Annotated in this window: 21 protein-coding genes; 15 read left to right on the top strand and 6 right to left on the bottom strand. The window is 73.2% G+C overall.

Annotation, left to right across the window (positions count from 1 at the left end):
- The first annotated feature begins 9 nt into the window (after nt 1–9).
- From ABT070_RS28455 to ABT070_RS28500, 10 genes are all read left to right on the top strand, one after another.
- Nucleotides 10–1,218, top strand: coding sequence for a DegT/DnrJ/EryC1/StrS family aminotransferase (locus ABT070_RS28455; protein WP_351764725.1), 1,209 nt, complete (start codon nt 10–12; stop codon nt 1,216–1,218).
- Nucleotides 1,218–2,288 (top strand): Gfo/Idh/MocA family protein, encoded by a 1,071-nt coding sequence (locus tag ABT070_RS28460; protein ID WP_351764726.1) that lies wholly within the window; start codon nt 1,218–1,220, stop codon nt 2,286–2,288. Before ABT070_RS28455 ends, ABT070_RS28460 begins: the two co-directional genes overlap by 1 nt.
- Entirely contained in the window at nt 2,285–3,505 is a 1,221-nt protein-coding gene (locus ABT070_RS28465) for a DegT/DnrJ/EryC1/StrS family aminotransferase (protein ID WP_351764727.1), read from the top strand. Before ABT070_RS28460 ends, ABT070_RS28465 begins: the two co-directional genes overlap by 4 nt.
- The gene (locus ABT070_RS28470; protein ID WP_351764728.1) at nt 3,498–4,157 is read left to right on the top strand and encodes an HAD-IA family hydrolase; all 660 of its coding nucleotides are present in this window, start codon (nt 3,498–3,500) and stop codon (nt 4,155–4,157) included. The genes ABT070_RS28465 and ABT070_RS28470 overlap by 8 nt, the downstream gene beginning before the upstream one ends.
- Nucleotides 4,154–4,627, top strand: a complete 474-nt coding sequence (locus tag ABT070_RS28475) for a type II 3-dehydroquinate dehydratase (RefSeq protein WP_351764729.1) — start codon at nt 4,154–4,156, stop codon at nt 4,625–4,627. Before ABT070_RS28470 ends, ABT070_RS28475 begins: the two co-directional genes overlap by 4 nt.
- Complete coding sequence (locus ABT070_RS28480) at nt 4,624–6,762, top strand: AMP-binding protein (protein WP_351764730.1); 2,139 nt, start codon at nt 4,624–4,626, stop codon at nt 6,760–6,762. The genes ABT070_RS28475 and ABT070_RS28480 overlap by 4 nt, the downstream gene beginning before the upstream one ends.
- Nucleotides 6,759–7,724: an ROK family protein gene (locus tag ABT070_RS28485; RefSeq protein WP_351764731.1), complete on the top strand. Its 966-nt coding sequence runs from the start codon at nt 6,759–6,761 to the stop codon at nt 7,722–7,724. Before ABT070_RS28480 ends, ABT070_RS28485 begins: the two co-directional genes overlap by 4 nt.
- Nucleotides 7,721–8,593, top strand: coding sequence for a glycosyltransferase family 2 protein (locus ABT070_RS28490; protein ID WP_351764732.1), 873 nt, complete (start codon nt 7,721–7,723; stop codon nt 8,591–8,593). The genes ABT070_RS28485 and ABT070_RS28490 overlap by 4 nt, the downstream gene beginning before the upstream one ends.
- Nucleotides 8,590–10,008, top strand: coding sequence for a condensation domain-containing protein (locus ABT070_RS28495; RefSeq protein WP_351764733.1), 1,419 nt, complete (start codon nt 8,590–8,592; stop codon nt 10,006–10,008). Before ABT070_RS28490 ends, ABT070_RS28495 begins: the two co-directional genes overlap by 4 nt.
- A gap of 355 nt (nt 10,009–10,363) precedes the next feature.
- Nucleotides 10,364–11,668, top strand: a complete 1,305-nt coding sequence (locus ABT070_RS28500) for a condensation domain-containing protein (protein ID WP_351764734.1) — start codon at nt 10,364–10,366, stop codon at nt 11,666–11,668.
- Between the two features lie 45 nt (nt 11,669–11,713).
- On the opposite strand, the gene ABT070_RS28505 is transcribed toward ABT070_RS28500, so the two are convergent.
- Complete coding sequence (locus tag ABT070_RS28505; protein WP_351764735.1) at nt 11,714–12,019, bottom strand: phosphopantetheine-binding protein; 306 nt, start codon at nt 12,017–12,019, stop codon at nt 11,714–11,716.
- Nucleotides 12,020–12,155: 136 nt separating this feature from the next.
- Here ABT070_RS28505 and ABT070_RS28510 point away from each other — a divergent pair, with 136 nt between their 5' ends.
- From ABT070_RS28510 to ABT070_RS28520, 3 genes are all read left to right on the top strand, one after another.
- Complete coding sequence (locus ABT070_RS28510) at nt 12,156–13,562, top strand: condensation domain-containing protein (RefSeq protein WP_351764736.1); 1,407 nt, start codon at nt 12,156–12,158, stop codon at nt 13,560–13,562.
- A gap of 258 nt (nt 13,563–13,820) precedes the next feature.
- Nucleotides 13,821–15,116 carry an MFS transporter gene (locus ABT070_RS28515; RefSeq protein WP_351764737.1) on the top strand — a complete coding sequence of 432 codons (1,296 nt, stop codon included), beginning with the start codon at nt 13,821–13,823 and terminating at the stop codon, nt 15,114–15,116.
- 187 nt (nt 15,117–15,303) lie between these two features.
- On the top strand, nt 15,304–18,588 hold the full coding sequence (locus ABT070_RS28520) for an AMP-binding protein (protein WP_351764738.1): 3,285 nt from the start codon (nt 15,304–15,306) through the stop codon (nt 18,586–18,588).
- Between the two features lie 230 nt (nt 18,589–18,818).
- Here ABT070_RS28520 and ABT070_RS28525 read toward each other — a convergent pair whose 3' ends face one another.
- Both ABT070_RS28525 and ABT070_RS28530 read right to left on the bottom strand, forming a co-directional pair.
- The gene (locus ABT070_RS28525) at nt 18,819–19,187 is read right to left on the bottom strand and encodes an ArsR/SmtB family transcription factor (protein WP_351764739.1); all 369 of its coding nucleotides are present in this window, start codon (nt 19,185–19,187) and stop codon (nt 18,819–18,821) included.
- Nucleotides 19,184–19,630: an SRPBCC domain-containing protein gene (locus ABT070_RS28530; RefSeq protein ID WP_351764740.1), complete on the bottom strand. Its 447-nt coding sequence runs from the start codon at nt 19,628–19,630 to the stop codon at nt 19,184–19,186. The genes ABT070_RS28525 and ABT070_RS28530 overlap by 4 nt, the downstream gene beginning before the upstream one ends.
- A gap of 658 nt (nt 19,631–20,288) precedes the next feature.
- On the opposite strand from ABT070_RS28530, the gene ABT070_RS28535 reads away from it, so the two are divergent.
- Nucleotides 20,289–21,371 (top strand): ScyD/ScyE family protein, encoded by a 1,083-nt coding sequence (locus ABT070_RS28535; protein ID WP_351764741.1) that lies wholly within the window; start codon nt 20,289–20,291, stop codon nt 21,369–21,371.
- A 314-nt stretch (nt 21,372–21,685) separates the two neighbouring features.
- Here ABT070_RS28535 and ABT070_RS28540 read toward each other — a convergent pair whose 3' ends face one another.
- Nucleotides 21,686–23,428, bottom strand: coding sequence for an acyltransferase (locus ABT070_RS28540; RefSeq protein ID WP_351764742.1), 1,743 nt, complete (start codon nt 23,426–23,428; stop codon nt 21,686–21,688).
- Nucleotides 23,429–23,700: 272 nt separating this feature from the next.
- On the opposite strand from ABT070_RS28540, the gene ABT070_RS28545 reads away from it, so the two are divergent.
- Nucleotides 23,701–24,468: a hypothetical protein gene (locus ABT070_RS28545; protein WP_351764743.1), complete on the top strand. Its 768-nt coding sequence runs from the start codon at nt 23,701–23,703 to the stop codon at nt 24,466–24,468.
- A 129-nt stretch (nt 24,469–24,597) separates the two neighbouring features.
- On the opposite strand, the gene ABT070_RS28550 is transcribed toward ABT070_RS28545, so the two are convergent.
- Nucleotides 24,598–25,815 (bottom strand): MAB_1171c family putative transporter, encoded by a 1,218-nt coding sequence (locus tag ABT070_RS28550; RefSeq protein ID WP_351764744.1) that lies wholly within the window; start codon nt 25,813–25,815, stop codon nt 24,598–24,600.
- On the bottom strand, nt 25,808–26,365 hold the full coding sequence (locus tag ABT070_RS28555) for a ParH-like protein (RefSeq protein ID WP_351764745.1): 558 nt from the start codon (nt 26,363–26,365) through the stop codon (nt 25,808–25,810). The genes ABT070_RS28550 and ABT070_RS28555 overlap by 8 nt, the downstream gene beginning before the upstream one ends.
- Nucleotides 26,366–26,420 lie beyond the last annotated feature (55 nt).

The following is a 26,420-nucleotide window of genomic DNA, read 5'->3' on the forward strand; positions in this document are numbered from 1 at the left end:
GGACGCACTGTGGCTCTGGCACTCGACGGTGGCAATCCGGTCCGCCGCCACGACTTTCCGGCCTGGCCGTACCACGACGACACCGAACGCGCGGCGCTGATCCGCGCGGTCGACCAGGGCCAGTGGTGGCGAGTCGGCGGCTCCGAGACCACCTCGTTCGAGGCGGAGTTCGGCGAGTACCACGGCGGCACGACGCTCGCCGTCACCAACGGCACCCACGCCCTGGAACTCGGCCTGGAGCTGCTGGGCCTGGAGCCGGGCGACGAGGTGATCGTGCCCGCCTTCACGTTCATCTCCACCTCCATCGCGGTACAGCGCGCGGGCGGCGTCCCGGTCCCGGTCGACGTGGACCCCGTGACGTACTGCCTCGACCCGCAGACCCTGGAGGCGGTCCGCACACCGCGGACGCGCGTCGTCATCCCCGTGCACATGGCCGGGCACGTCGCCGACATGGACGCCATCGGCGCCTGGGCCGCCCGGCACGACGTCGTCGTCTTCCAGGACGCCGCGCACGCCCACGGCGCCGTCTGGTCCGGCCGGCGCATCGGCGACTTCGGCACGCTCGCCGCGTTCAGCTTCCAGAACGGCAAGCTGATGACGGCGGGCGAGGGCGGGGCGCTGCTCCTGCCGTCGCAGGAGTGGTTCGACGAGGCGTTCTCCCGGCACAGCTGCGGCCGGCCCTTCGGCGACACGAACTACGAGCACCGCACCCCGTCCTCCAACTACCGCATGACGGAGTTCGCCGGCGCGGTCCTGCGCGCCCAGCTCGGGCGGCTCGACGAGCAGAACGCGCGCCGCGAGAGCCGCTGGAAGACGCTGTCCGCGGCGCTGCGCGAGATACCCGGAGTGGTCCCCCAGGGCCGCGACCCGCGCTGTGACCTCAACCCGCACTACATGGCCATGGCCGCCCTCGACCCCGCGACGCACGCCGGGACCGACCGCGACCTGGTGGTCAGGGCGCTGGTCGCCGAGGGCATCCCCGCCTTCGTCAACTACCCGCCGGTCTACCGCACACAGGCCCACGAGGCGCTGCGCGGCAACGGACTGCCGGACACGGCCGAGCTCGCCGAGCGCAACCCGGTCAGCGAGCACCTGGGCGCGCACGGCTTCTGGCTGCACCACCGGGTGCTGCTCGGCACGGACGCCGACTGCGCCGACGTCGCGGAGGCCGTGGCCAAGGTGCTGACCGAGCTGGCGGGGAAGAAGCGTTCGGCTTGATGAGGGTCGCCGTCGTCGGGCTGGGCTGGGTGGCCCGCGAGGTATGGCTGCCCCGGCTGGTCAAGCATCCGGACTTCGAGGTCGTCGCCGTGGTGGAGCCGCGGCCCGAGGCCGTCGAGCGGGCCGCCGCCCTGGTGGGCGGGGCGCGGGTGTACGGCGGGTACCAGGAGCTCGGGCCGCGCGAGGCCGACCTCGTGTTCGTCCTCACCCCGAACCACACCCACGGCGCTCTCGCGGGCCACTTCCTGCGCCAGGGCCTCGCCGTCTTTCTGGAGAAGCCCACCGGCACCGACTTCGGCCACCTGCGGCTCCTCGAGGACGCCGCCCGCGACGGCGGGGGGCGGCTGCTGCTGTCCACCGCCGCCCGCCACCGCGCGGACGTGGGGGAGCTGGCGCGTCTCGTCGCCGACGGGGCGCTCGGCACGCCCCGCCACGCCGAGCTGAGCTGGGTCCGCTCCCGGGGCATTCCCGGCAGCGACTGGTTCGCCCGCCGGGAGACGGCCGGCGGCGGAGTCCTGGTCGACCTGGGCTGGCACGTCATCGACGTCCTGCACCACCTGTGGGGCGCCTCCGGCGTGCGCCACGCCACCGCCCTCGCCTCCAGCGACTTCCTCAGCCGTGCGGGCTGGGGCGCGGACTGGCACGCCGGCACGGCCGGCCCGCGGAACGCCGACGTGGAGGACCAGCTCACCGCCCTGGTGGCCACCGAGCGCTACGGACTGCACCTGCGCTTCGCCTGGGCGTCGCACGAGACGGTCGACCGCACCCGGCTGGTGCTGCACGGCACCGCGGGCACCGCCGAGCTGACCACCACGTTCGGCTTCAGCCCCCGACGCGTGAGCGAACCGACGCTCACGCTCCGCCAGGAGGGCGCGGAGCGCCCGGTGCCGCTGCCCCCGGCCGGCGTCGGCGACGAGTACGACCAGCAACTCGACGCGCTGGCCGCCGAACTGGCCCGGCCCGATGCCACGGACCGGGCCCTGCGCGAGGCCCGCGAGGCCCTGGCCGTCGTCGAGGCCTGTTACCGCGCCACGTCCGCCCGCTGGACAGCACCGGAGACGAATTCATGACTGCATCCCTGTCCGAGCCCACGGCGCTGCGCTACGAGCCGCTGCGCGGCCTGGCCCTGTGGGGCCAGGAGGAGAAGGCCGCCGCACTGGAGGTGCTGGAGAGCCGTTCCCTCTTCCGCTACTACGGTCCCGCGCTCCAGCGCCGGGTCGAGCGGTTCGAGGAGCGGTTCGCCGCCCTGCACCAGGCACCCCACGCGGTCGGCGTGTCCTCCGGTACCGCCGCCCTGACCTGCGCCCTCATCGGCCTGGGGATACCCGAGGGCGGCGAGGTCATCGTGCCGTCGGCCACCTTCATCGGCTGCGTCAACGCCGTTGTGGCCGCGCGTGGCGTCCCCGTCTTCGCCGACATCGACGAGTCGCTCACCCTGGACCCCACGGCGTGGGAGAAGCTCGTCACCGAGCGGACCTTCGCGGTCATGCCCGTCCACCTGAACAACGTCGCCGCCGACATGGACCCCATCCTGGCCGTCGCCCGTGAGCACGGCATCCGGGTGCTGGAGGACGCCGCCCAGGCCTGCGGTGTCAGCTACCGGGGGCGCCCGGTGGGTTCGATCGGCGACGCGGGGGCCTTCAGCTTCCAGCTGGAGAAGAACATCACCGCAGGCGAGGGCGGCGCCGTCGTCACGACGGACCCCGACGTCCACGACCGCGTGGTCCGCTACCAGGACCAGGGCGGGCAGTTCACCACCTCGCGCAGCGGCGAGCGCGGCGGTGCCGCCGGCGAGGCCTTCCTCGGGGCCAACCTGCGGATGACCGAGATCGCCGGCGCCCTGCTGTCCGTACAGCTGGAACGGCTCACGCCGATGCTGCGACGGCTGCGCGACATCGCCCGTACCGTCCGCGCCGACCTCGCCGACCTGGAGCTCGAGTGGCGGCGGCTGCCGGACGAGGAGGGCAGCGGCGGCGATCTCACGGTCCTGCTGGACAACCGCATGGCCGCCCGCCGGTTCGTCACCGTGCTCACCGCGGCCGGCATCCCCGCGGCCACGCTCTACTCGGGCCGCCTGGTCCAGCAGAACCCGGCCGTCCGCGCCGGCCGCACCCCCTGGGGCGTGGCCTGGGACGCCACCGCGCGCCTGCGCGCCAGCGAGGCCGTCCTGGGCCGGTCCGTCACCGTCGGACTCGGCGCGACCATGACGGACGAGGACGTCGCCCATCTGGTGGCGAGCCTGCGGACGGCGTCCGAGGCGGTCCGCAAGGGAGCGAACGGTGAGTGACCTCTGGCCGCGGGCCGTCGTCCTGGACCTGGACGGCGTTCTCATCGACAGCATCCATGTGATGCGCAGGGCTTTCCAGCGGGCGTACGACCTCACGGTCGGCGACGGCGAGGCGCCCTTCGAGGAGTACCTGACCCACCTCGGGCGGCACATGCCCGACACCCTGGCGATCATGGGTCTGCCCGCCGGGATGTACGAGCCGTTCGTCGTGGAGAGCCGCAAGCTGGTCCACGAGATCGAGCCGTGCCCCGGCGCCGCGGAACTGCTGGCCGGGCTGCGCGAGGCCGGCGTTCCGACCGCCGTCGCCACCGGCAAGACCCATGGCCGCGCCGTGGAGGCACTGGCGGCGACCGGCCTGCTGGACCTGGTGGACGCGGTCTGCGGCAGCGACGAGGTGGCGCACGGCAAACCGGCTCCCGACATCGTCCTGCTCGCCCTGGAGAAGATCGGGGCCGCCGCCGAGGGCGCCGTGATGGTCGGCGACTCCGCGTTGGATCTGCGGGCCGGCCGCGCGGCCGGCACCCGTACCGCCGCCGGGCTCTGGGGCCAGGGCGACCGGGAGGAACTGCTCGCCCACCGGCCCGAGCTGGTGGCCGGCTCGTGCGCCGAACTGGCCGCTCTGCTGCACCGCCGTGAAGGGACCCCCGCGTGACCATCGCCTCCACCTCCCGTGACCTGCTGCTGCTCAACGGCCCCAACCTGGGCACGCTCGGCACGCGCGAACCCGGGATCTACGGCACCACCACCCTCGCCGAGGTGGAGGAGTCGGTGGCCGAGCTGCTGGCCCGCGCCGGGTACGGACTGCGCAGCGAACAGCACGACGGCGAGGGCGAGTTGATCCGGGCCCTGCACAAACACCGGGACACCGCCGCCGCGATCGTCAATCCCGGCGCACTGATGATCGCCGGCTGGAGCCTGCGCGACGCCCTCGCCGACTACCCGGCGCCCTGGGCCGAGGTGCACATCTCCAACGTCTGGGCCCGCGAGTCCTTCCGGCACAACTCCGTGGTCTCGCCGCTCGCCGTGGGCGTCATCGCGGGCTTCGGCACACACGGGTACGAACTCGCCGCGCAGGCACTGGTGCGGCGGCTGGAGACGGCGGCGCAGGGTACGGCGAAGTGACCGCCGCGGACCTGTGGGAGGCGTTCTCCCGGGCGGACCTGAACCCGGACGCGCCCGCGCTCGGCGACCTGACCCGCCGGGCGGCCGTCGCGCGGGTGACCGAACTGGCCGAACGGCTGCGCGCACAGGGCGTACGGCCCGCGGAGGCCGTCGGACTCCAGGGGCCCAACCAGCCGGAATGGGTGCTGGGCCTGCTCGCGCTGACCGCGGCGGGCGCCTGCCCCCTGCTGCTGCCCGCGGACTCGCCACCGGCGGAGACCCGCAGGCTGCTGAGGGCCGCCGGGGCCCGCCGGACGCTCGTCACGGACCCCGGCGAGGAGGACCGGGCGGTGCTGCGGGCGGAGCACGGCGGCCCGGAGGAGGAACTCGTCGGTGACGGGACCACCGCGGCCGACCCGGACCCCGGAGCGGCCGTCCACGCCCCGGGCACGGTTCTGCTGGTCTCCTCCGGGTCGACCGGGACGCCCAAACTCGTGGCACGGTCGCCGCGTTCCGTGCTCGACGAGGGCGTGCGCTACCACCACGCCGGTCTGGCGCGGCCCGACGACTCCGTACTGCTGCCGCTGCCGCTGAGCCACGCCTACGCGCTCGGCTGGCTGGCCGGCGCGCTGGTGGCCGGGGCGCATGTGGACCCGGTGCCGCCGCGCGCCGTCGGCGCCGTGCACAGCCGACTGCGCGAACGGGCGACGGTCCTGGTCACCGTGCCCGGCCTGGCCCGTGTCCTGGCGCGCCGCCGGTCTCTGGTCGAGGACGCGCCGTTCCCCGCACTGCGCCGGGTGATGGCAGGCGCCGGATACGTGGACGCCGACCTGGACGCGCTGTGGACCCGCACCCTCGGAGTGGGCGTCTCCCGCAACTACGGCTCCAGCGAGACCGGTTCCGTGCTGTGGGGAGACCCCGGACTGCCGTCGGGAGCCGTCGGTCGTCCGATGCCCGGCGTCCGGGTCGATCTGCTGGACCCCGACGGCACGCCGCTGCCCTGCGGGGAGGCGGCCCAGGGAGAACTCGCCGTCGTCCTGGAGGACGGCTCGGCCCACCGCCTGCACGACCTCGCCGATCGCGACGAGCACGGCGTCCACCGCATCCTGGGCAGAGCCCGGCTCGGAGTGGTCCGCCGGGGGGCCCGCTGGGTCTCCACGATGGAGGTGGAGTCGGTGCTCCGGGCGGCCCCCGGCATCGCCGACGTCTCGGTCACGGCGACGGGTCCGGACGACTCGGACGACCAGGGTCTCACCGTCGAGTACGTGCCCGCCGACGCCGAACTGGCCGCCCCGGCACGGGTGCAGGCGTACGCCCGCGCCGAACTGGCCGCGTACAAGGTGCCCGACAGCTTCCAGCCGCGCTACCGGCTGCGCCGCTCCGCCGTCGGCAAGGCGCAGGCGGCCCCCGTGTACCGCCTCGCCCGCGCCGCCCGCCCCCGTTCCACGGCCGAGCAGGTCCTGGCGGCGGCCCTCACCGAACTCGGCCTGCTCCCGCGCCTGGCCGACGGCGGAACCGCCGCCGACCTGGCCCGGACGGCGGGGTTGCGCGCGGACGTGCTGTCGCCCGTGTTGGACACCGCCTGCGCGCTGGGGCTGCTGGTCACGGACACCGCCTCGGCGGGTGCGCCGGACACCTGGGTCTGTCCCCCGGACGTGGCGCCGGCCGGCCGGGCGCTGGCGGCCCGGGTGCGCGGCGAAGCGGCGGGCGGGCGACCGACGTCGCCGGCCGGACCCCCGGCACCGGAGAAGGCCCTGCGCGCGAGCGTCGAGGGGCTGCTCGCCGAGGCCGCCGTCGACGGCGCGCTCCTGGAGATCGGCGACGGCGACGCCCCACCGGCGGCCGACGCCGAGTACGGCGCCTGCGTGGTCCTCGGCGGTGTCCACGGCCCGGCCGCCCGACTCGGCTCACTCGCCGCGCTGCTGCGGCCGAAGGGGCTGCTCGTGGTCGCCGACGCCTTCGTTTCCGACCCGCTCGCCCTCACCGACGACCTGAGCCGTACGACGGCCGTCCGCTGGCTCGTCGACGGACACCTCCACTGGTGGACGACGCAGGAACTGCGGGCGGGCCTGGAGGCCGTGGGCCTGCGGGTGGAGGAGAGCCACGGTGCCGAGCAGGCGCCGTACGCGATCCTCGTCGCCCGGAAGCCGTCGTGACCGGCGCCCGCCCGCGCACGGACCCCGGCACGGCGGGCGCCACCCTCGCCGTGGACATCGGAGGCACCAAGCTCGCCCTGCGCGCGCTCGCCGCCGGTGCGGCCGTGTACGAGCGCACCGTCCTGTGGCCCGTCGGCGGTGACGCGGCAGGCGAGTCGGAGCTGCTGGAGGCGTCCGTCGCCGAGGCGGTCGGCGCGCTGGGGGGAGCCCCCGTCCGGATCGGCGTGGCGGCGGCGCCCAATGTCGGCGCCGACGGATCCGTGCTGAGCTGGCCCAATCGGCCCGCCTGGGTGGGGCGTTCGCTGAGCGCTCCGTTCGCGGGCAGCGGCGCGGAGGTCCTGTTCGGCGACGACGCGACGCTCGCCGGGCTGGCGGAAGCCCGTTCCACGGGCAGCCGGGACCTGGTCTACCTGGGCATCGGAACGGGCGTCGGCGGCGGGCTGGTCAGCGGCGGCCGACTGCTGACCGGCGCCTGGGGCACGGCGGGCGAACTGGGCCACCTGGTGGTCGATCCGGCGGGCCCGCGCTGCCGGTGCGGCACCCGCGGCTGCCTTCAGGCCGTGGTCTCGGCCGGGGCGCTGGCCGCCCACGCCTCCGCGACACGTGGACTTCCCACGACGACCGCCGAGCTGGTGGCGGGCGTGGACCGCGCCGACCCCTGGGCGGAGCGCACGCTCGACCACGCGGCCGACGCGATCGCCCGCGCGCTGCGGGTCCTCGTGGAGCTCGTCCAGCCCGCGCACATACGCATCGGAGGCGGCCTCGGAGCCGCGCTCGCGCCCCTGCCCCGCAGGGTGGCGCGGCGCCTGTCCGCGACGGCCCGCCCGGGCCGGCTCCTTCCCGAGGTCGGTGCGGCCGTCCACGGTCCGCACTCCTCCCTCGCCGGCGCCGCCCTGCTCGCCGCCCACGGCACGAGCCTGCTCGGCGGGGCGGACCTGTTCCACGAGGGGAGCCCGACATGACCCGGCCGGCGGTCAGCGTGGTCATCCCCACCCGCGACAAGGCGGACAGCCTGCGGCTCGTCCTGGCCTGCCTGGCCCGTCAGGTGTGCCCGGAGCCCCACGAGATCGTGGTCGTCGACGACGGCTGCACCGACGGCACCGCCGACGTCGTGGCGGCCGCCGCCGCACAACTCCCGCTGCACACATTGCCGGGACCGCGCGCGGGCCGCGCCGCCGCACGCAACGCCGGGGCGGCCGCTGCCCGCGGCGGCCTGCTGGTCTTCCTCGACGACGACATCCTGCTCCCGCCGCCGGCCCTGGCGGCCCACCTCGCCGAGCACACCGGCCGGGCGCCCGCCTGCGTCCACGGACCGGTCCGTGAACTTCCCGGCGCCCGCCGCCTGGTGGCCACGGATCCGGACGAACTCCTCCCCGATCCGCATGCGGCGGCGACGAGCGGCCGGTTCGGGCGCACGGTGGCGAACGCCCTGGAGACCCTGGTGACCGGCATGGCCTCGGGCGAGCTGGAGCCGGTGGCACCATGGTTGACGTGCATCGGAGCCAACACCTCGATGCCGTACGAGCTGTGGGAACGGACCGGCGGCTACGACGAGACGTTCGGTACGACCTGGGGGTGCGAGGACCTCGAACTCGGCCTGCGTCTGTGGTCGTCGGGGGCCGGGATGCGCCTCGCGCCCGCCGCACCGGGCGTGCACCTCACCCACGAACGCGCCGACCGCTGGGAACAGCACACGGTCAACCTCACTCGGTTCACCGAGAAGCACCCCGTGCCCGCCGTACGCGCCCTGCCGGAGCTGCTCGGCCCCTCGGGAAGCAGTCGCCGGTACGTCACGGCCGTACGCACCCTGGAAGAAAGCGCCCACCCATGAGCCACCGGACCACGACCCACCGGACCACGACCCGCCCTCCCTCGGCCGGCCCCGCCCCGCTGCCCCTGTTCTCCCGCCAGGACTGGTGCTGGGAGTGGACCCGCAGCTACACCGGTGACTCCACGCCGATCGAGTCGTCCGAGACCCTGCTGTTCCAGGGGCCGCTCGACACGGGAGCGCTGCGGGACACGCTGGCCGAGATCGGCACCGGGCACGAGGCGCTGCGTCTGCACCTCGTGGCGGGCGCAGGGCCGGACCCGTCGGCGGTCTGGCCGGGACAGGGGCTGCGGTCCGAGCCGGGGCCGCTGGACACCGTACGGGCCGCACCGCGGGAGCGTGCGGCGGAGGTGACGCGGATCCTCTCAAGGCCCCTCGACCTGACGGACCGCATGACGCGCACGACCCTGGTGCGCACGGCCGAGGAGGAGCACGTCCTCGTCGCGCAGTTCCACCACCTGATCTTCGACAGCACGTCCCACCGCCTCTTCCGGGATCTGCTCGCCCGCGGCTACCACGAGCGCGTCGCACCGGGCCAGGGCGTCGCCAAGCGCCGTGCCGAGCCCGCGAGTTACACCGGGCTGATCAGTCAGGAGCACACGGCGCAGGTGCGCTCCGCCGTACACGGGCGGGCGGCCGGCCTCGCCGCGGAACTGCGGGCGTACGGTGCGGCGGACCCGCTGGCGGGCGACGCCGGGGCGGTCGTCGCCGAGGCGGAGTTCGGCTCCCTGCCGCTGACGCTCACGGCCGAGCGGACCCGGCTGTTGCTGCGGCGCTCGCGCGCCGAGCGCGTCACGCTCCACACCGTCCTGCTGGCGGCCCTCAGCCATGCCGTCGCCACGGCGTACGAGCGGGACCGCCTGGTGTGCTCCGTATACACGCACGGGCGGACCTCCGCGAGCGCCCGTGAGACGCTCGGCCTGTTCAGCACCGTGGTCCCGGTGCCGGTCGACACGGAGTACCGGTCCCTGTCGGAGTTCCTCAAGGCCGTCCACGGCAGCGTCCAGCGGGCCTCGGACCGAGCCGACGTGCCGTTCAGCGAGATCGCCTCCCGCGTCCTGGACCGCCCGCCGGGCGACGGGGCCTACTACCGCAGCGCCCTTGCCCACGTGGAGCTGCGGCTGAGCGGAGTGACCGGCTGGCTGCCGGAGGCGCCGAACCCTCCGCTGGAGTTGCCGCCCGGGCTCGCCGTGACCCCGCAGGGCCTGTACCCCGACCACCCGTTCCCGGTCTTCGCCGGCCCCGAGCAGGCCCTGGCGTGCGCCAGCACCCTCTTCGCCGACCTGGAGATGTCGGACGGGGCCCTCACCGGGGCGCTGTGGTACGAGAAGCACTATCACGACGCCACAAGGGCGGCACGGGTGAGCGAGATATTCCTGCACTTCATAGAGCGATTGAGCGAGGGCAGTACTCCGTGATAGTCCGTCAGAAACTGATGCCGGGCGGGGCATTGTCGAAACCCGACGGATTTGGGGGGCCGGCAAGGCTTTGCGGCAAGCCTTATTGACGGGAGATCACTTGGCCTGGAAGCATTCCCCTGCCACCGACCGGTGGGAGAGGAACCCTCCTATAAAGATGGGAAGTTGACATGATCAAGGTCAACTCTGTAAGCCTCGCCCTCATCAATCTCGAGCAGCTCCGCCGCCAGGCCGCTGCCGAGGCGAAGTAAGACCGACGACAAGTGCCGTACGGGGGGTCACGCCTTCCCGTACGGCACTCGTCGCATCATCGGGCAGGGGTCGCGTGGACCGGGCAGGTGGAAGTGCGTACGCCGTGGAATTGAGCCGTCAGCAGCAACGACTCTGGGAAGTGGAATGCGTCGTTCGGGGAAGTGCGCTGCTGCACACCGGCATTGCGCTGCGACTCGACGGAATGCTCGACGAGAAAAGGCTTTCCCGCGCCGTCACGGCTGTATTTCGGCGGCATGAACTGCTCGACACGGGCTTCCACGCGGACGGCGAGACACTGACTCCCGGCCCGGCCACACACCAGGAGCCGCGCGTCCTGCACCGCCCGGACCTCCGTGCCGACCAGGCCGGTCACCTCGCCGAGGTGCGTCGAGCGGCGGCCGCGGCCCACACGGAGGCCTTCCCCCTCACCGGCGAGCCCCTGGCGCGCGCCCACCTGACGCTTCTCGGCGACGGCAGCGGCGTCCTGCTGCTCACCTTCCACCGGCTCGTGATGGACCTGTTCTCCCTGCACCAGGTGGTGACGGACCTTCAGGAGGCCTACCGGCGCGGGCCGGACGAGCCGCTCGCACCGGCCGACCGCTACTCCGCACTCCTCGCGGCGCGCGAGCACCGCAGGTCCGCCGACTGGGAGTTCTGGCGTACGGAGCTGTCCGGCTTCCCCACGCCGTCGATCGGCGAACGGCGGCCGGAACCGGGCTGGCTGCCCGAGGGCGCCGAACTGCGCGTTCCGCTCGACCCCGCCCTGTCCGGCCTCCTCCAGGCCAACGCCCGCGCCGCGCGCTGCACGCCCACGGTGTACGTCACCGCCGCGGCGGCCCACCGGGTGCTGGAGCGCTCCGGGGCCGCCGACCTGGTCCTCGGCACCATGTCCGCGAACCGGATGAACTCCGACGCGGTGGGCCCGCTCGCCCAGGCGGTCCTCGTCCGCGTCGGCCCCTCGGCCCGGCACGGAGACCAAGGGGTGCTCGCCCAGGTGCGGCGCGGGCTGCGCGAGGGAATGGCGCACCAGGGGGTGGAGTTCGAGGAGATCGTCGACCTGCTCACGGACGGGATGGGCGTCGCACGCGACGACCTGGCTCCGCTGAGCGTGAGCGTGACCGCGGACTCCTGGCAGAGTTCCGCGGCAGGACTCGCCTTCACCCTCTTCGACCTGGACGACGACCAGGGCGAAGGAGGGGGCGAAGGAGAGGGCGAGAGGGAGGGCGAAGGGGAGGACACGGGCGCCGTCGGGCCGGTGGTCCGCCCGTCCCAGCTGGACGTGGACCTCAACCTGTCCGGGACGCAGCCGCAGTTGGTCCTCACCTACGACAGCCGGTGCTACGGCGCACAGTGGTGCGAACGGTTCGCGGCCGACCTGCTGACCGACCTGGCGACCGGCCTCGGCTGATCGGACGTGACGGACGGACGGCAGGGCCGGGCCGCCGTCGCCCGGTCAGGCCGATGCGCCCCGTGAGCGGTCGATCGACTCCAGCCCCAGCCGTCGTACGTCCCCGAAGCGCGCCTCGTCGAGCAGCGCGCTCATCAGCGTGACGTCCAAGTCCTCGACGTCCGGGGCGAACTCGGCGGCCTGTGAGGCGATCCGGGCCGCGTCGATCGAGGTGCCTCCGGCGTCGTAGAAGTCCGTGCCCTCCTCCGGGAGGGAGCCGAGCACGCCGTGCCATGCCTGCGCGAGGGCCGCCGCGAGACCGTCGAGTCCCTGCGGCCCCTGCCGCGTTGCCGAGGTGTCCACATCCGCCATGGCAGGAACATAACGCACCCCGCTCACCCCCCGTCCGGAGTTTTACAGTTGTGTGGCACGACCGCTCTGACGAGGGGCTATGCCCTGCGCCGAAGGTAGCGTCGACGCCGTTCGGGCGTCTTCTTCGAGGCAGGTCATGACGGCGACATCCCATGAGCCAGAGCAAGGACTTCCCCTCTCCTCGCGTCAGGAGTGGTGCTGGGAGTGGGAGAGGTGTTACGACGAGCTCTATCCCAAGGCCGTCTCCCTCGACTGCTCGACCACCCTCCGTCTGCAAGGTCCCCTGGACGTGGGCGCGTTACGCGACGCGCTCGCCGAAGTCGCCCTACGGCATGACGCGTTGCGGCTCCGACTGCTCGACACCGGGACGCCGATCGAACAGGTGGTCCGACCGCGGCAGGCCCTGCGGCCGGAGCCGTTCCCCCTGGAGACCATGGACCTGGGCGACGCACTGCGCCGACGGGAACTGCACGAGATCCTCGCCGACCTGACCACCCGGCCCTTCGAGGTCACCGACTGGCTGTCCCGGGCCACCCTGCTGCGGCTGGCCCCCGACGACCACGTCCTGCTGACCAGCTTCCACCACCTGGTCTTCGACGAGCCGAGCCATCAGGTCTATCTGCGCGACCTCGCCGATTTCTACAACCGTCGCGTGGCCGCCCCCGTCGTCGACAGCGGCCGACCACCCCTGTCCTACGTGGACTTCGTCCGCGCCGAGAACACACCTCAAGCCCTCCTCGACAGGGAGTCCCGCCTGGCGGGCTGGGCGGACCGGCTGCGCGCCCACGGCTCCGGGGACCTCCTGCCCGGCCGCGACACCGGGTTCCTCCCGCTCCAGCACCAGTACGACAGCGTCCCCCTCGACCTGTCGGCCGAGGAGTCCCGACGGCTGCTGCGCGCGGCCCGCGGCGAGCGAGTCTCGCTGTACGCGCTGCTCGCGGCGGCGCTGGCCCGGACACTGGGTGGCTTCTACGGCCGCGAGCGGCTGATCCTCTCCACGCCCTCGCACGGCCGCGTGCGCCCCGAGACCCGCTCCGCCCTGGGCCTGTTCTCCAACATGATCCAGGTACCGGTGGACCTGGGGAAGACCCCGCCGAGCGGACTGTTCCGGCAGGTCGACGGCGTCCTCAGGGACGCCGCGGCGGTCGTCGACCTCCCGTTCGGCCGACTCGCCGAGGCCGTGCTGGGCCGCCAGGGCGACTCGGCCTTCTACCGCCACGCCCTGGCACACGCGGAGCTGCGTCTGTACGGGGTGACCGGCTGGATCGTCGACCGACGGGAACACGAGGTGCCCATGCACGGACTGCGCACCGGTCTTGCTCCCTATCACCAGGATTTCTCCCGGCTGAAGTACGCGACACCGCAGTCCTCGCTGGCCGCCGCGGCCTCCTTCTCGGTCGGCCTGACCATGGAGGCGGGCCGGCTGACCGGCGCACTGCGCTACGAGACGACGTACCACGGACGCCGTGCGGCCGAGGCCCTGGCGGACGGCTTCCGGGGACGTCTGACGGACCTGGCGCGGGTCGGCGCCCGACGGCCGTGAATCCCGCCGGGTCCGCATCGCACAGCTGAAAGGCCTCGGTCGCATTGCGCCAACTGCCGTACCCGGCACGGCTGGAAGACAGTGGTGTGAAGATTCCCGAGGACTGGCGATCACCCGATCGCACTCACATATTCTGTCCGGCGTCGCGTTCGAATACACAGGGCGTTGCGTGGCGCGGTCGCGCCGGGCAGGCCGAGAGAGGAGCGGACGGGTGAGTCACGCACGCGGTCCGGAAACGGACCTGACGGGGGACATGCGATGACCAAGGGGATGGCGGCTCGACTACCTCTGGACCTACTGCGCGAGCCGAACCTGCGACGGCTGTTCTGCGCGCAGGCCGCCTCGGTCCTGGGCAGCAGCATGATGCCCATCGCCCTGTCCTTCGCCGTGTTGGAACACGGCGGCGGGGCGAGCGGGGTCGGCCTGGTGCTGGGCGCGCAGACCGCGCCCCTCATCGTCTTTCTGCTGGCGGGCGGTGTGCTGGCGGACCGGTGGGGCCGCCGCGTCACCATGATCGGGAGCGATCTCGTCCGCGCGGCCATCGAAATCGCCGTCGTGGTCATCCTGCTGACCGTCGGCATGCCGCTGGGCGGCTTCGTCGCCTTCGCCGCGGTGCTCTCCGTGGCGGCCGCGTTCTTCCACCCCGCCTTCCACGGGTTCGTCCCGGAGGTCGTGTCCGGTAAACGCCTCCAGGAGGCCAACGCCCTCGGCTCCACCTTCTATTCGATCGGATCGCTGCTCGGACCCGCCGTCGCCGGCGCGCTGGTGGCCTGGACCGAGCCGGCCTGGGTCATCGCCATCGACGCGGCCACCTTCCTGGTCAGCGCGCTGTTCCTGGCCGGAGTGCGCACCTCGTCGTCCGCCACGGACCCCGCCCGCGAGGACGAGAGCTTCTTTCAGCAACTGCGGCACGGATGGCGGGAGTTCAGCTCACGCACCTGGCTGTGGTCGCTGCTCGCCTACACGTCGTTGGCGTCCACCTTCGTGCTGGGGCCCGTGATGGTGCTGGGCATCGCCTTCGTCGGCGGCAAGGAGAACGGTGCCGCCCAATGGGGCACCGTCATGGCCGCGCAGGGAGTCGGCTCACTCCTCGGCGGATTCGTGGGAATGCGGTTGCGCTTCCGCAGGCCCCTGCTGGCGTCCGTCTTCTGCACCTTCGGCCTGGGAGCCTTCGCCGGCCTCCTCGCCCTGCACGCGCCCGTCTACGTCCTGATTCTGGGCTCGCTGCTGTCCGGCGCGGGATTCGCGCTGCTGCACATCCTCTGGACGAGCGCCCTCCAGGCCGATGTGCCGTCCGATGCGATGTCCCGCGTCAGCGCGTACGACGGTGTGGCGACCGTGCTCTCCATGACGGTCGGCTACTGGTGGGCGGCGCCGACCGCGGACCGGGTCGGGGCGGCGCCGTTGCTGTGGTTCGGCGTGGTGTGGACCGTGGCGAGCGCCGCCGTGATGGTCACCCTGCCGCAGATCCGCCGGTCCGCGCCGGGTGCGGAGAAGGACGGGGACGGCGAGGTCACCCCGGAGGAGGCTCGGGAGCCCTCCACGACGCACTGAGCGGCGCTACGGGGGATCGGATGCGACAGGGCGATCTGCGCTGCCTCGGGGGAGTCGGCCGTCGTTGCCCTCCCGGGTGACCGGCATCGCTCTGCCGTGCGACCCCCGACGTTCTCGAAGAGGTCTCCCGACGTGGCAGGTTCCCGCGCGGGATGCCGTCCGACGGCAAGGAACGAAAGGGAAGTCGATGCCGCAGCCCGGTCTGTCGATCATCGCGGGAGTCGTGAGCCCCGTCCCGGACGACGTGTACGCCATGTTCCGCGCGCAGGCCGAACGCCATCCCGGGCGGACGGCGTTACGGCACGGCGCCGAGGCCCGCACCTATCGCGAACTGCGAGCCGAAGTGGAGGAGTTGGCCGCCCGGCTGTACCGTCGAGGAGTACGCCCCGGTACGTCCGTCGCCGTGTACGCGGAGCGCGGTGTCCACGCGGTGGGCGCCCTGCTGGCCGTCCTGCGGCTCGGGGCCACCTATGTGCCGCTCGATGTGCACCACCCGCTGGAGCGTTCCGTTGCCGCCCTGCGTGCCGTCGGCGCGACCTGCGTGCTCGCCTGCGGGGACGTGCCGTTCGACGGCGTCGAAGCCGTCGATCTGCTCCGGCCCGAACCGGGCGAGGAGGTTCCCGCCACCGCACCGCTGCCCGCCCCCGACGATCCCGCCTACATCCTGTTCACGTCGGGTTCGACCGGCGTGCCCAAGGGGGCCCGGCTTCCTTACCGTGCCCTCGCGAATCTGGTGTCCTGGCTGCGTCGTAGGGCGAGCGTGGGCGTGGGGGCCCGTACGGTCCAGTTCTCCCGGGTGAGCTTCGACGTGTTCCTCACGGAGGTGCTCGGCACTCTGACCACCGGCGGTGAGCTGTTGGTGCTCGACGAGTCCCGCCGGGCCGACGTCGAACACCTCCTGCGGTTCTGCGAGGACCGGCATGTCATGCGCCTCCACCTGCCGTTCGCGGCGCTCCGTCCCTTCGCCGAATGGGCGGAGTACAGGAAGGCTTCGCTGCCGAGTCTCGTGGAGATCTCCACGGCCGGTGAACAGCCGCATGTGACAGCCGCGTTGGAGCGCCTCCTGAGCGGTGGTGGCGGCCGGCCGATCCGGCTCACGAACCAGTACGGACCCACGGAGACCCACGTGGTCACGGAGGCGATCCTCACCGGCGATCCGGCCGGCTGGCCGCGAACCCCGTCGGCGGGAGTGGCCCTCGACAACACCGTCGTCGCCCTGCTGGACTCCGCGGGCGCCGTCGTGCCGCTGGGCGACGAGGGCGAGGTGAGCGTCGTCGGCGCGCCGGTGGGGCTCGGCTATCTGGGACCGGTGCCCACAGCGCCGGGGACGGGTTTCGGCCCTGTCGAAGCGCTGGGTGGACGGTGGGGATACCGCACCGGCGATCTGGGTCGGATCGAGGGGCGCGAACTGGTCCTGCGCGGTCGCATCGACGACCAGGTGAAGATCAGCGGCCACCGGGTGGAGCCGGGCGAGATCGAGATCCTCGCCGACCGTGCCGCGAGCCTCGCCGAAGTCGCCGCCGTGGCCGTGGACACGCCCGGCGGTACGCGGACCATGGCGCTCTTCGCGGTACCGGCGCCCGGCGCCACCGTGGATCCGGACGCGCTGCGCGGCGCACTGGCCCGCCACCTGCCGGAGGCCGTGGTGCCCAGCCGTATCGTCCTGTGCGATGCGCTGCCCCGCACCAGCACGGGCAAGATCGACCGCAGGAGCCTGGCCGAGCGCCCCGCCGACCGGGCCGCGCCGGCAGCCCTGTCGGCCCCGGGTCCCGTGCTGTCCGCCGACGAGGCGCGGATCGCCGGACGCCTGGCCGCCGTGCTGGGACTGGATCGCGTCCTCGCGTCGGATTCCCTGCTCTCCCTGGGCGGCGGCTCGTTGCAGGCGATGACCCTGATGACGGAGCTGGCGGCGGAGTTCGGCAGCACGCCCGCGATCGACCGGCTGCTGGGCGGAGCGACCGTGTCCGACCTGGCCGGGCAGCGGCGGGCGGGCGGCTGGGAGGAGCCCGACGAGAACCGCCCGCCCCACGAGGCGAATCACTCGGTCCCGCCCGTACCTGCGGTCGCCTCAGCCCCCTCGGTTCCCTCAGCCCCCTCGGTTCCCTCAGCCCCCTCCGTTCCCTCAGCCCCCACAGTTCCCTCCGCCCCCACAGTTCCCTCAGCCTCTCCCGCTCCCTCCGCCACGTTCGTCCCCTCCGACCTGGCGGTACCCGTCGGTGGCTCCGGGGAGAGAACGGGGCCGTTGCTCCCCGCGTCGACCGTGCAGTCCGAGATCTGGCTGGCCGGACGGCTCGGTGACCCGACGGCGTACAACGTGACGATCGCCCTCGACGTCGCCGGCAGGCTGGACCGGGCACGACTGCGACACGCCCTGCGGCGCACCATCGCCCGGCACCCGGCACTGCGCTCACTCCTGAAGCGCAGGCGTGACCGCATCTTCGTCCACCACCCGCGGGACCGGCCCACCCCGTTCGAGTTCGAAGTCGTCGGCACGGCGGAGACGCGGACCGGTGCGGAAGCGAGTGAACGAGCCTTCGCCGACCGGCGGTTCGACGTGAGAACGGATCTGCCGATCCGACTGGCGCTGCTGCGCGGCCCGAGCCGGGACCGGGTGGTGGTCACCTTCCACCAGCACGCGGTGGACGCCGCAGGCATACAGACGGTCATCGACGAGCTGGCCCACTGGTACCGCACACCGGACGGGACCCGGGAAGGGGCGACGGACGAGGCCCTGGGCGCGGCGGCACCCGGACCGCGACCCGGTCCCGGCCCGGCGGACGCCGCCACGCTGGCGTACTGGAGATCCGCCCTCGCGGGCGTCACCCCGTCCCATACGGGCTGGTTGCGGCGCGAGGGCGGCATCCCCTCCGGACGGCCTGCGCATCGGCGTCTGCCGATTCCGTACGCGGTGCTGCTTCCGCCCCGGAGCGCGCCCGGGAGCGGCACGGTCACCCCGTTCGCGAGGATCATCGGCACCTTCGCCCACGCCGCGCACGCTGTCGGAGCGCCCGAGGAGTTCCTCACCGGCGTCGTCACGACGCGCCGCGTCCCAGGGGTCTCTCCCGCCGTGGGCTGCCACTTGGGCCTCCTGCCGATCCTGTTGCGGCCTGCGGCGGAGCTCTCCGACACGGTGACCGCCGTACACACGGCCATGGCGACCGCGCTGTCCCACCGGCAGATCTCCCTCGGCGAGCTGACCTCCGTCCTGCCGAAGGGCTCGGCCCTGACCACGACGTTCGGACTCGACGACGCGGAGACCCGCGAGGTCGACTTCGCGGGCACCCGCGCCACGACCCGCTACGTCCACGCGCGCACCCTTCAGTTCCCCCTCGCCCTCACCCCGTGGACGAGCCCATCGGGGACCGCGGGCCTGGACGCGGTCTTCGACGACGGCCTCTACCTGCCGCACACCGTCGACGCCCTGCTCAGCGAATGGACCCGCCTTCTGCGGCACTCCGCACAGCCCCTCTGACCTGTATGTCCTCGCGGCTCAGGGGAACCGACCCGTGACGCCGGGACATCGACGAGCCGTCGAAGCAGTGGGGGCCGCCCCGGTGGAAGAGATCGAGGCGGCCCTGGCCCGCTGCACCGGCACGCTGGTCGTGGTGACGCACGACCGGCTCCAGCGGGGCACGCTTCCACGGGCCCCGCCAGGACCCCTCCATCGCCGCCGGGCAGACGCGCCGGGCCCTCGCGTGGTGATCAGTCGGGGTGTGCCGGACCCGGATCCTGCTCCGCTGCCTCGGCGACGCGTTTGATGTTCGCCAGCCGCCGGTCCCAGTCAGCCGCGAGCGAGGCCATCCAGCGGGCCGTCGTGTCCAATGCCGCGGGCCGTACCGCGTAGCGGACCTCGCGTCCGACCCGGCCGCCGGAGACCAGTCCGGCGGCGTCCAGGACGGCGAGGTGTTTCACCACTGCCTGCCGCGAGACGGGCAGTCGCTCGGCGAGTGTCGTGGCAGTGGCCTCACCCTGCACGGAGAGCAGATCGAGGAGACGGCGTCGCGTCGGGTCGGCCAGCGCGCCGAGGACGCTGTCGACGACCTCGGCGGCTCCGGGGCGTTCCTCCGTCACGTGGCGGACTGTTCGGCACGCGTCTTGAGCGCGTCGAGCTCCAGGGGCCAGCCCGCGCTGTGGTCCTTGTGGTTCTGGCCGCGCAGCTCCTCGGAACCGGCCAGTGCCGCGAACCCGCTCTCGACGACGCGCAGTCGCGTCCGGTCGCCCTCCTGGGTCAACGTGAACTCCACGAGGGTGCTGTTGTCCTCGCGCAGTTCCTCGCCGGGGAACGCGCTGGTCCAGCGGTACGACAGATAGGTAGGCGGCTCGACCTTCTCCACACGCACCGGGAAGTCGCCGTGCTCGGCGTTCTTCGCCACCATCGACTCGCCCTCCCTGGCCACGGTGCCGGGCAGGCCGGCCTTGTCGGCCACCCAGAACCCGGGTTGGGCCACCAGTGACCAGACGCGCTCCAGGGGGGCCGCGATCAGGGTCTCGCGTTCGATCCGGTCCTCGCTCATGAGGGACTCCTTCGTTGTCGTCTTCGGATGCGACTCGTCGCCTTCGGATGCAACTCAAGAGTTGCACGTCGAGTCCCAAGGTGCAACTCGGGGGTTGCGTATCGAGGTGCCGCCTTCGGTCGGTCGGTGCGCGGGCCGCCACCGAGGCCCTTCAGGTGCGCGCCGGAAGACCTCCGGTCCTGGCCCGCCAGGTTCCCGGCCCGCCACGGTCGGGCCGTCGAGGGGCTGTCCATGTCCACTGGAAAACCGCTGGTGTCCGGACGGAATTCGGCAGTCCCATGAATTCACCGGTCCGCGCCGGATAAATGGAGCTGGAGGGTTGCTAGAGAATTACTTCCGAAGCGGTCCGCGGAATCCTCTCGTCCGGACTGTGCTCTCACCTGCGGATCATTCCGGGGAGTTGCCCATGTCCTGCCCCGTGACTGGTGGGAGGCCACATCAATTGCGGCACCGGATGCCGTGCCGAGCCCTGATCCGGTCAATAGGAGACCGCTTTCCGGGGCGGGTTGAACAAGTCTGCGTGCGTCTATGGTGACGCCGGTTGGATTCGCCCCTGATGGCGGGGCGGGCCGGGTTGAGGAGAGTTATGTCAAGAGCAAGCAGGTCTTGGGCGGGGGCTTTTGTGGCGGCGGCGGTCGTGGGGAGTCTCACGGCGACCGTGATCCCGAGCCAGGCCGCGCCCCGGGCCGCGTCCGCCGCGAGCGCGTCCACGGTCGTCCCGACCCCCACGGTCGTGGCCGGCGCCCTGAACAACCCGCGCGCGGTGCGTATCCAGTCCGACGGCTCGATTCTGGTCACCGAGGCGGGCAGCGGCCCGGCGGTGCCGTGCACGGTGCCGGGTTCGCAGTGCCTGGGCTTCAACGGCTCGATCTACCGGATCAAGGGCTCCGCCCAGGGCCGCGTCGTCACCGGTCTGCCCTCCGTGCAGATCGTGCGCGCCGACGGCTCCAGCGTGATCGGCGGAGCGATCGAGGCGGAGGCCGCCCCGGGCGGCACCTACCGGGTGGTCAGCGGCCTGAGTGGCACCCCCACCACCCGCACGGCGCTGGGCGCGGGCAGCGGAGCGCTGGGGACGCTGAGCATCGCCCAGGGCCAGGTGCTGGGCGATCTGGCCGCGCACGAGGTCGCGCACGACCCCGACTCGGCCCTGGGCAACAACGAGGTCTTCTCCAACCCGTGGAACTTCGCCCGGGACGGCAGCGACTTCCTGGTGACCGACGCCGGCGCGAACGACCTGGTCCGCGTCCACGCCGACGGGACGACCAGCACCGAGGCCGTCTTCCCCAACAACGTGCTGCCGGCCGCCGCGTCGAGCGGCGCTGCGGTGGCTCCGGCGGGTCAGGCGGAGGCGGTGCCGACCGGTATCGTGCGCGGCTGGGACGGCGCCTTCTACATCGCCGACATGTCCGGGATCCGTACGGGGCTGAGCCGTATCTGGCGCTATGTGCCCGGCGGTCAGCCGACCGTCTTCGCGTCCGGCCTGACGGGCCTCATCGACCTCGCCGTGGCCCCGGGCGGTGACCTCATCGCCCTGTCCTACACGGGTGGTGCGACGTCGAGCGGGCTGCTGCCGGGTTCGCTGATCCGGATCACCAAGAACACGGGCGCTGCCACCACGATCGACACCGGCGGCAGTCTGAACACGCCCACGGGCGTGGCGGTCAGCTCGAAGGGCGACATCTACGTCACCAGCAACACCCAGGGCAGCAGCGGTGAACTGCTGAAGTTCTCCGCCTCGTAAACCCGCCTCGTAGACCCGCTCCGTCTGTCTCGTTCCTGCCCTCCGGGGGTGTCCGCTGCCGTGACCGGCGGGCGTCTCGCGCGGGAGCTCGCGGCAGCGGCGCGCATCCGGCCGACCGCGGCCCGGTGCGCGCCGCACGGCAGGCGTGGTCCACGCCGCCTGCGCCCGGGCGCACGAGGGCCTGGCAGGTCCTCGACCGGCCCCGCAAGGGGTCCGTTCCGGGTCCGGCGTGGGTCCGGCGCGGGTCCGTCCCGGGTGCCCGGGACGGGGCAGGCTCTCGGACCTTGCGTGCAGCGTGCGAAGGGGACGGACCCTCACGACCGGCCGTGGTGGGGCATCGTGAACATGGGGGAGCGGACGGGCTCGGGGCGGTGCACACCCCGCGGCCGGTATCCCAGCCGATCCGCCACTCCCACCAGGTCGGCCAGCAGCCAGATGATGGCCAGCCACATCTCGGTGCCCTGCAGCCCCGGCTCCCGGCCGGGACCCGAGCCGCCCTCGCCCGCGGGACCGAAGCCGAAACCCGCCCCGTCACGCCAGAGAGCCAGCGCCGGCCCCAACTGCTCCTTCGCCCACGCCCGGACCTCGTCCTCCCGATGACGGGTCTGGCGTCCGGCGAGCCACAGCGGATGGGCCACGTCCAGGACGTTGCACGCGTTCTGACGGCCCGCCGCGAACCAGCGCGGATCGCGCGCATGGGCCAGCACGGTGTCCACCACCCGCTCCGCATACGGCACAGGAATCCCGAACTGGGCGAACGAGCCACGGGTCAGCCGGTAGTAGCCGTTGACCAGTTGGAGCCGGCCGTCGGCCGGCGAAGGCGCCGCGCCCCACATGCCCGTCCACGGATCCACCCGTGTCCCCAGCCAGCCGAACAGCGCCTCCAGCGCGCCCCGTTGGTCGTCGGTCGCACCCCGCGACTCGCGATGTCGATACGCGCCGGTCGCCCAGCAGTCCACCCACGCACCCGCCGACCAGGCCCGGGTCCGCCAGGGCAACGCCTCCAGCCGTGCCACCAGTCGGCCGGCCGTCATCCGATCCACCACGTGCACCGGGTGGGCGAACCGGGAGCCCAGCAACTCCAGCGCATAGCCCACCGACAGCACGTGGTACTCGGCGGCGCCGTCCTCGATCCACCCGTCGGGGGCGGGCTCGGGAAGCACGCCGGGTCCGCCTCCAGGAGCCAGCTCGGGCACCAGCCCGCTCACCGGATCCTGCAGCACCCGCAGCCGCTCGGCATGCTCGGCCGCGGCCAGCTGCCCGGGGGCCGCGCCCAGCAGCAGATCGGCGATCTCCACGGCGTCGCAGTGCGCGCGTACCGTCGCCGAGACGCCCGGCCGATCGCTGTAGCGGCCGGTGTCGTCGTTCCAGCAACGAGCGAGGATCCCGGTGGTCTGGGCCCGGGCCCGCTCGGCGAACCCGGCCATGGCATCGCCCAGCCCGGCCTCCGGAGTGACGGCACCCGATCCGCCGCGCCCGCGACGATCGCGCAGCGGGCGGGCCGGGTTGCCGGCCGCGATCGTCCACGGCGCGAGGTCCTTGGTGACGACCGCCCCCGCTCCCACCACGCAGTGGTCGCCGATCGTCACGCCGTCCAGGACGACGACGTTCGAGCCGATCCACACGTCGTCCCCGATGACGACACCCTTGCTCGTCAGGGGCTGCCGGTGCACGGGCCGGTCCGGCGCGAAACCGTGGTTGAAGCCGAGCAGGGAAGCGTGCGCGCCGATCCGCACCCCGTCCCCGAGCGTCACGCGCCCCCGAACCGTCGCGTACGGGTTGACGGAGCAGTCACGCCCGGCCCGCACCTCACCGGTGACATAGGCGTACCCCGCGATGTAGGAATCGGCGCCCAGACGCAGCACGTCCGCGAACACGGCGGCAGCCGAGGAGACATAGCATCGCGGCCCGAGACTCGCCCCGGCCTCGGTCAGCGTCTCCTGGTGGGCGACCTGAGCCGCTCGCTGCGCGGAAGAGGCCCTGTGCACGAAGTCCCAGGGACAGTAGTCGAAATAGGAGTCCTCGACGGTGCCTTCTTGATCCACGCCCGCCAGCATAGATAGCGCTTACTGTCCGGGCAATCTCCCTCAGCCGCACGCACAGGGGCGATTCCCGGCCGGGGAGCGAAGCCCAGGCAACCGGTTCCCCCGTCCTGCGGGCGGTGCACGGCCGTCTTGGTCCGGCCGCGAGCGGTGACGGCATGACAGGGGTGGCCGGCTGCGGGCGCCTTCGTGACCAGGTCACTGAGTACGCCTACTCATGCCGACCCGCACGGGGACGGGGACGATGGGCTGTGCGGAACGGGGAACGTACGAACAGGAGGCGGGGCATGGGCAGGTTCCTGGGGGTGGTGGCGGCCGTCGTCGCGGCGGCCGCGGCATTGGTCTTCGTCCACATGGCCGGCGCGCCGCCCACGGTGGTGTTCGCCGTCGGTGCGGGCGTGCTGAGCCTGCTGTGGCTGATGCTCCTTCTCACGCTGCCCTGGAACCTGTACTTCCGCGCGCACACGGTGCTCGCCGAGATCGCGGTGAGCCGCGGGAAGGGCATCGAGGTCCCCCCGGCGCGGGACGCCGAGGCCGCGCGGATCGCCCGCGCGATGCTCCGGACGGCGGTCGCCGGTCATGTCCTGACGGCGGCGGTCGTCCTCTGCGTGACCTGGGCGACGGGCGAGTTCACGGGCTATTGGTTCGCGGGGTTCTTCCTGCTCAGCACCTTCTTCCGGCCGGCCGGCGCGTACTTCGGCCAGCTCCGGCGGCGTCTGGGCACCCTTCTGAAGGACGTCACGTACCCGCGGGACGACGTCGTCGAGGTACGGGCCCGGGTGGACCGCGCCGAGGCCGGCATGCGCGCCCTGGAGGAGAAGGCGGAGGAACAGTACAAGGCCCTCGCCGAACTGCGCCGCACGGTGGACGCGCTGACCATGAGCACGTACGAGCAGGCCGAGAAGGCGGACCGCAAGATCGCCGCGCTGGGCCGGGAGTTCGAGTCCACGGTGAACCGCCTCACCGACAACCAGGACATCATCGCGGGCGTGAAGGCGTTCCTACGCCTGCTGCGCACCACCGACGCGGCCGACGGCGCCCCGGCCTCCGGGTGACCGGGGCCGCCCTGCTCGACGCGCGGGACCGCCCGGCCCGGCCGTCTACGCCTGTCCCGCCGGTACGGCCCTCCGCCCCGGCGCCTTGGACACCGTCGGCGGTCTCCTCGCGCGGAGCCCCCTCGACCGTCAGGCGGACTCCCGGTCGGGTCCGCAGGCCGAGCGGGCCCGGGTGCGTACGGTGGCGACCGTGGGGGACGTGGTGAAGGCCGCGGTGACCTGGAGGAGCCAGGCGGCCTCGGCGGCCAGCGTGCCCGCCATGGGGAACGGCCCGGGGCCGGGCGGACGCGCGTCGGGCGGGCGGTGCCCGGCGCGTCTGGTCTCCAGGGCCGCGGCGATCGAGGCCGCCGCCAGGACCGCGCGGCGGTCCGCGTAGCGGTCGGTCGCCCCCGCGGCCCACTCGGGGACGGCGGGAGGAATGTAGGGGCGCAGCGCGAGATGGCCGTCGTGGATCTCGATGACGCGCCGGTAGAGAGCGAACTCGGCGCGCCGCAGCGGCGGCCGCCGGTCGGCGGCCGGATCGAGGGCGATCTGCGGGAGTTCGGTGCGCAGCGCCGACCACAGCGGCTCCAGGGCCCGGTGGGTGCGGTACGCGAACAGCCAGCGCCCCGGTGCGCCCAGGGGGCCTTCGGGCAGGGCGGCCCACCAGGTCGCGGTGGCTCCGCCGGTGGCCAGCGCGGCGGTGACGACCCCGAGCACACTGCACACCGTGTCCTCGCTGGGGAGTTGGTACCCCCGGGCCAGGTTGGTGGGGATGTAGGTCAGCACCCACAGGGTCCAGACGGTGCCGGTCAGCGCGGCCAGCGTCATCAGCCGCAGGCCGGTGCGCAGCGGGCCCGCCGCCACCTGGCGTGCCTGGCCCAGGAGTTCACGGACCAGGACGAGCAGGCACCACGAGCCGTAGCTCGCGAACAGCACGTTGTACGCCGCGAGGAACAGACGCCGCTCGACCGGCGCGGTGGCGAGGCCGTTCTCGACTCTGACGCCCGCGGCGAGCAGGAGCGTGGCCCCGGCGGCCAGGACCGCCAGGGCGAGCAGGACCTGCCGTCGTACCGGGCTGCGGTCGGCGCGGGTGGGTCGCAGCGACAGGGCGACGAGGAGGAGCAGCGCGTGCGCCACGGTCTTCAGTTCGTGGGTGAGGAGCATGACGGCCGTGTCCAGGGGCGGCATGCGGTGCAGCGCGGACACCACCACCGGGGCGCGGAACAGCATGGCCGTGCCCAGGCAGGCGGCGAAGCCCGCGATGTACCGCTGCGCACGGTCGGCCCCGCGCCAGACCGTCAGCGCGCGGTGCGCGGCGAAGGCGAGGAAGAGACCGGAGGCGAGGAGGGTGCCGAGGTCAGCCATGGCCGCCGTCCCCGTCCCCGTCCTCGGCCCCGGCGCCGCGGCCGTGCGGCCGCCCGAACAGAGTGCGCAGCCTGGAGCCCTCCGGTTCGGCCGGACCGGTGCGCGCGAGGTGCGCGGCGCGGGTGAGGATGAGCGAGGCGACCAACTCCGCCTCCTGCTCCTGCGGTTCGGTGTACACGCTGCGTCCGAGGACCCGCTGCACCAGGGCGAGCGGCAGGTTGGGCATCAGGACGTGCGCGGCGGCGGCCGCGGCGGGGGCGGTCTCGTAGTGACCGCAGATCACGTGGGCGGCCTCGTGCAGCAGGATGTGCTGCTGGTGCAGCGGCGTGGTGTCGGTGGCGTACACGATGTAGTCGGCGCGGTCGGTGGTCACCACGAGCCCGCACGGGGTGGCCGGCCGCGAGGAGACCGGGATCAGCTCGATCGGCCTGCCGCGGGCGTGCGCGAGCGCGCTGATGAACTCGGTGACGTCGAAAGGGGTGGGCAGGACGAGCCCGTCGACGATCTTCCGACATCGCCGCCACTGCCGCCTTCGCCGGTCGGTACGCAACTGCCGACTCCTCACACTCCGGGATCCGTGAGCAGGGCCGAGCACGAGCGGGGGA

Origin of the sequence: Streptomyces sp. NPDC002884 (assembly GCF_040295245.1) — a bacterium.
GTDB lineage: Bacteria > Actinomycetota > Actinomycetes > Streptomycetales > Streptomycetaceae > Streptomyces.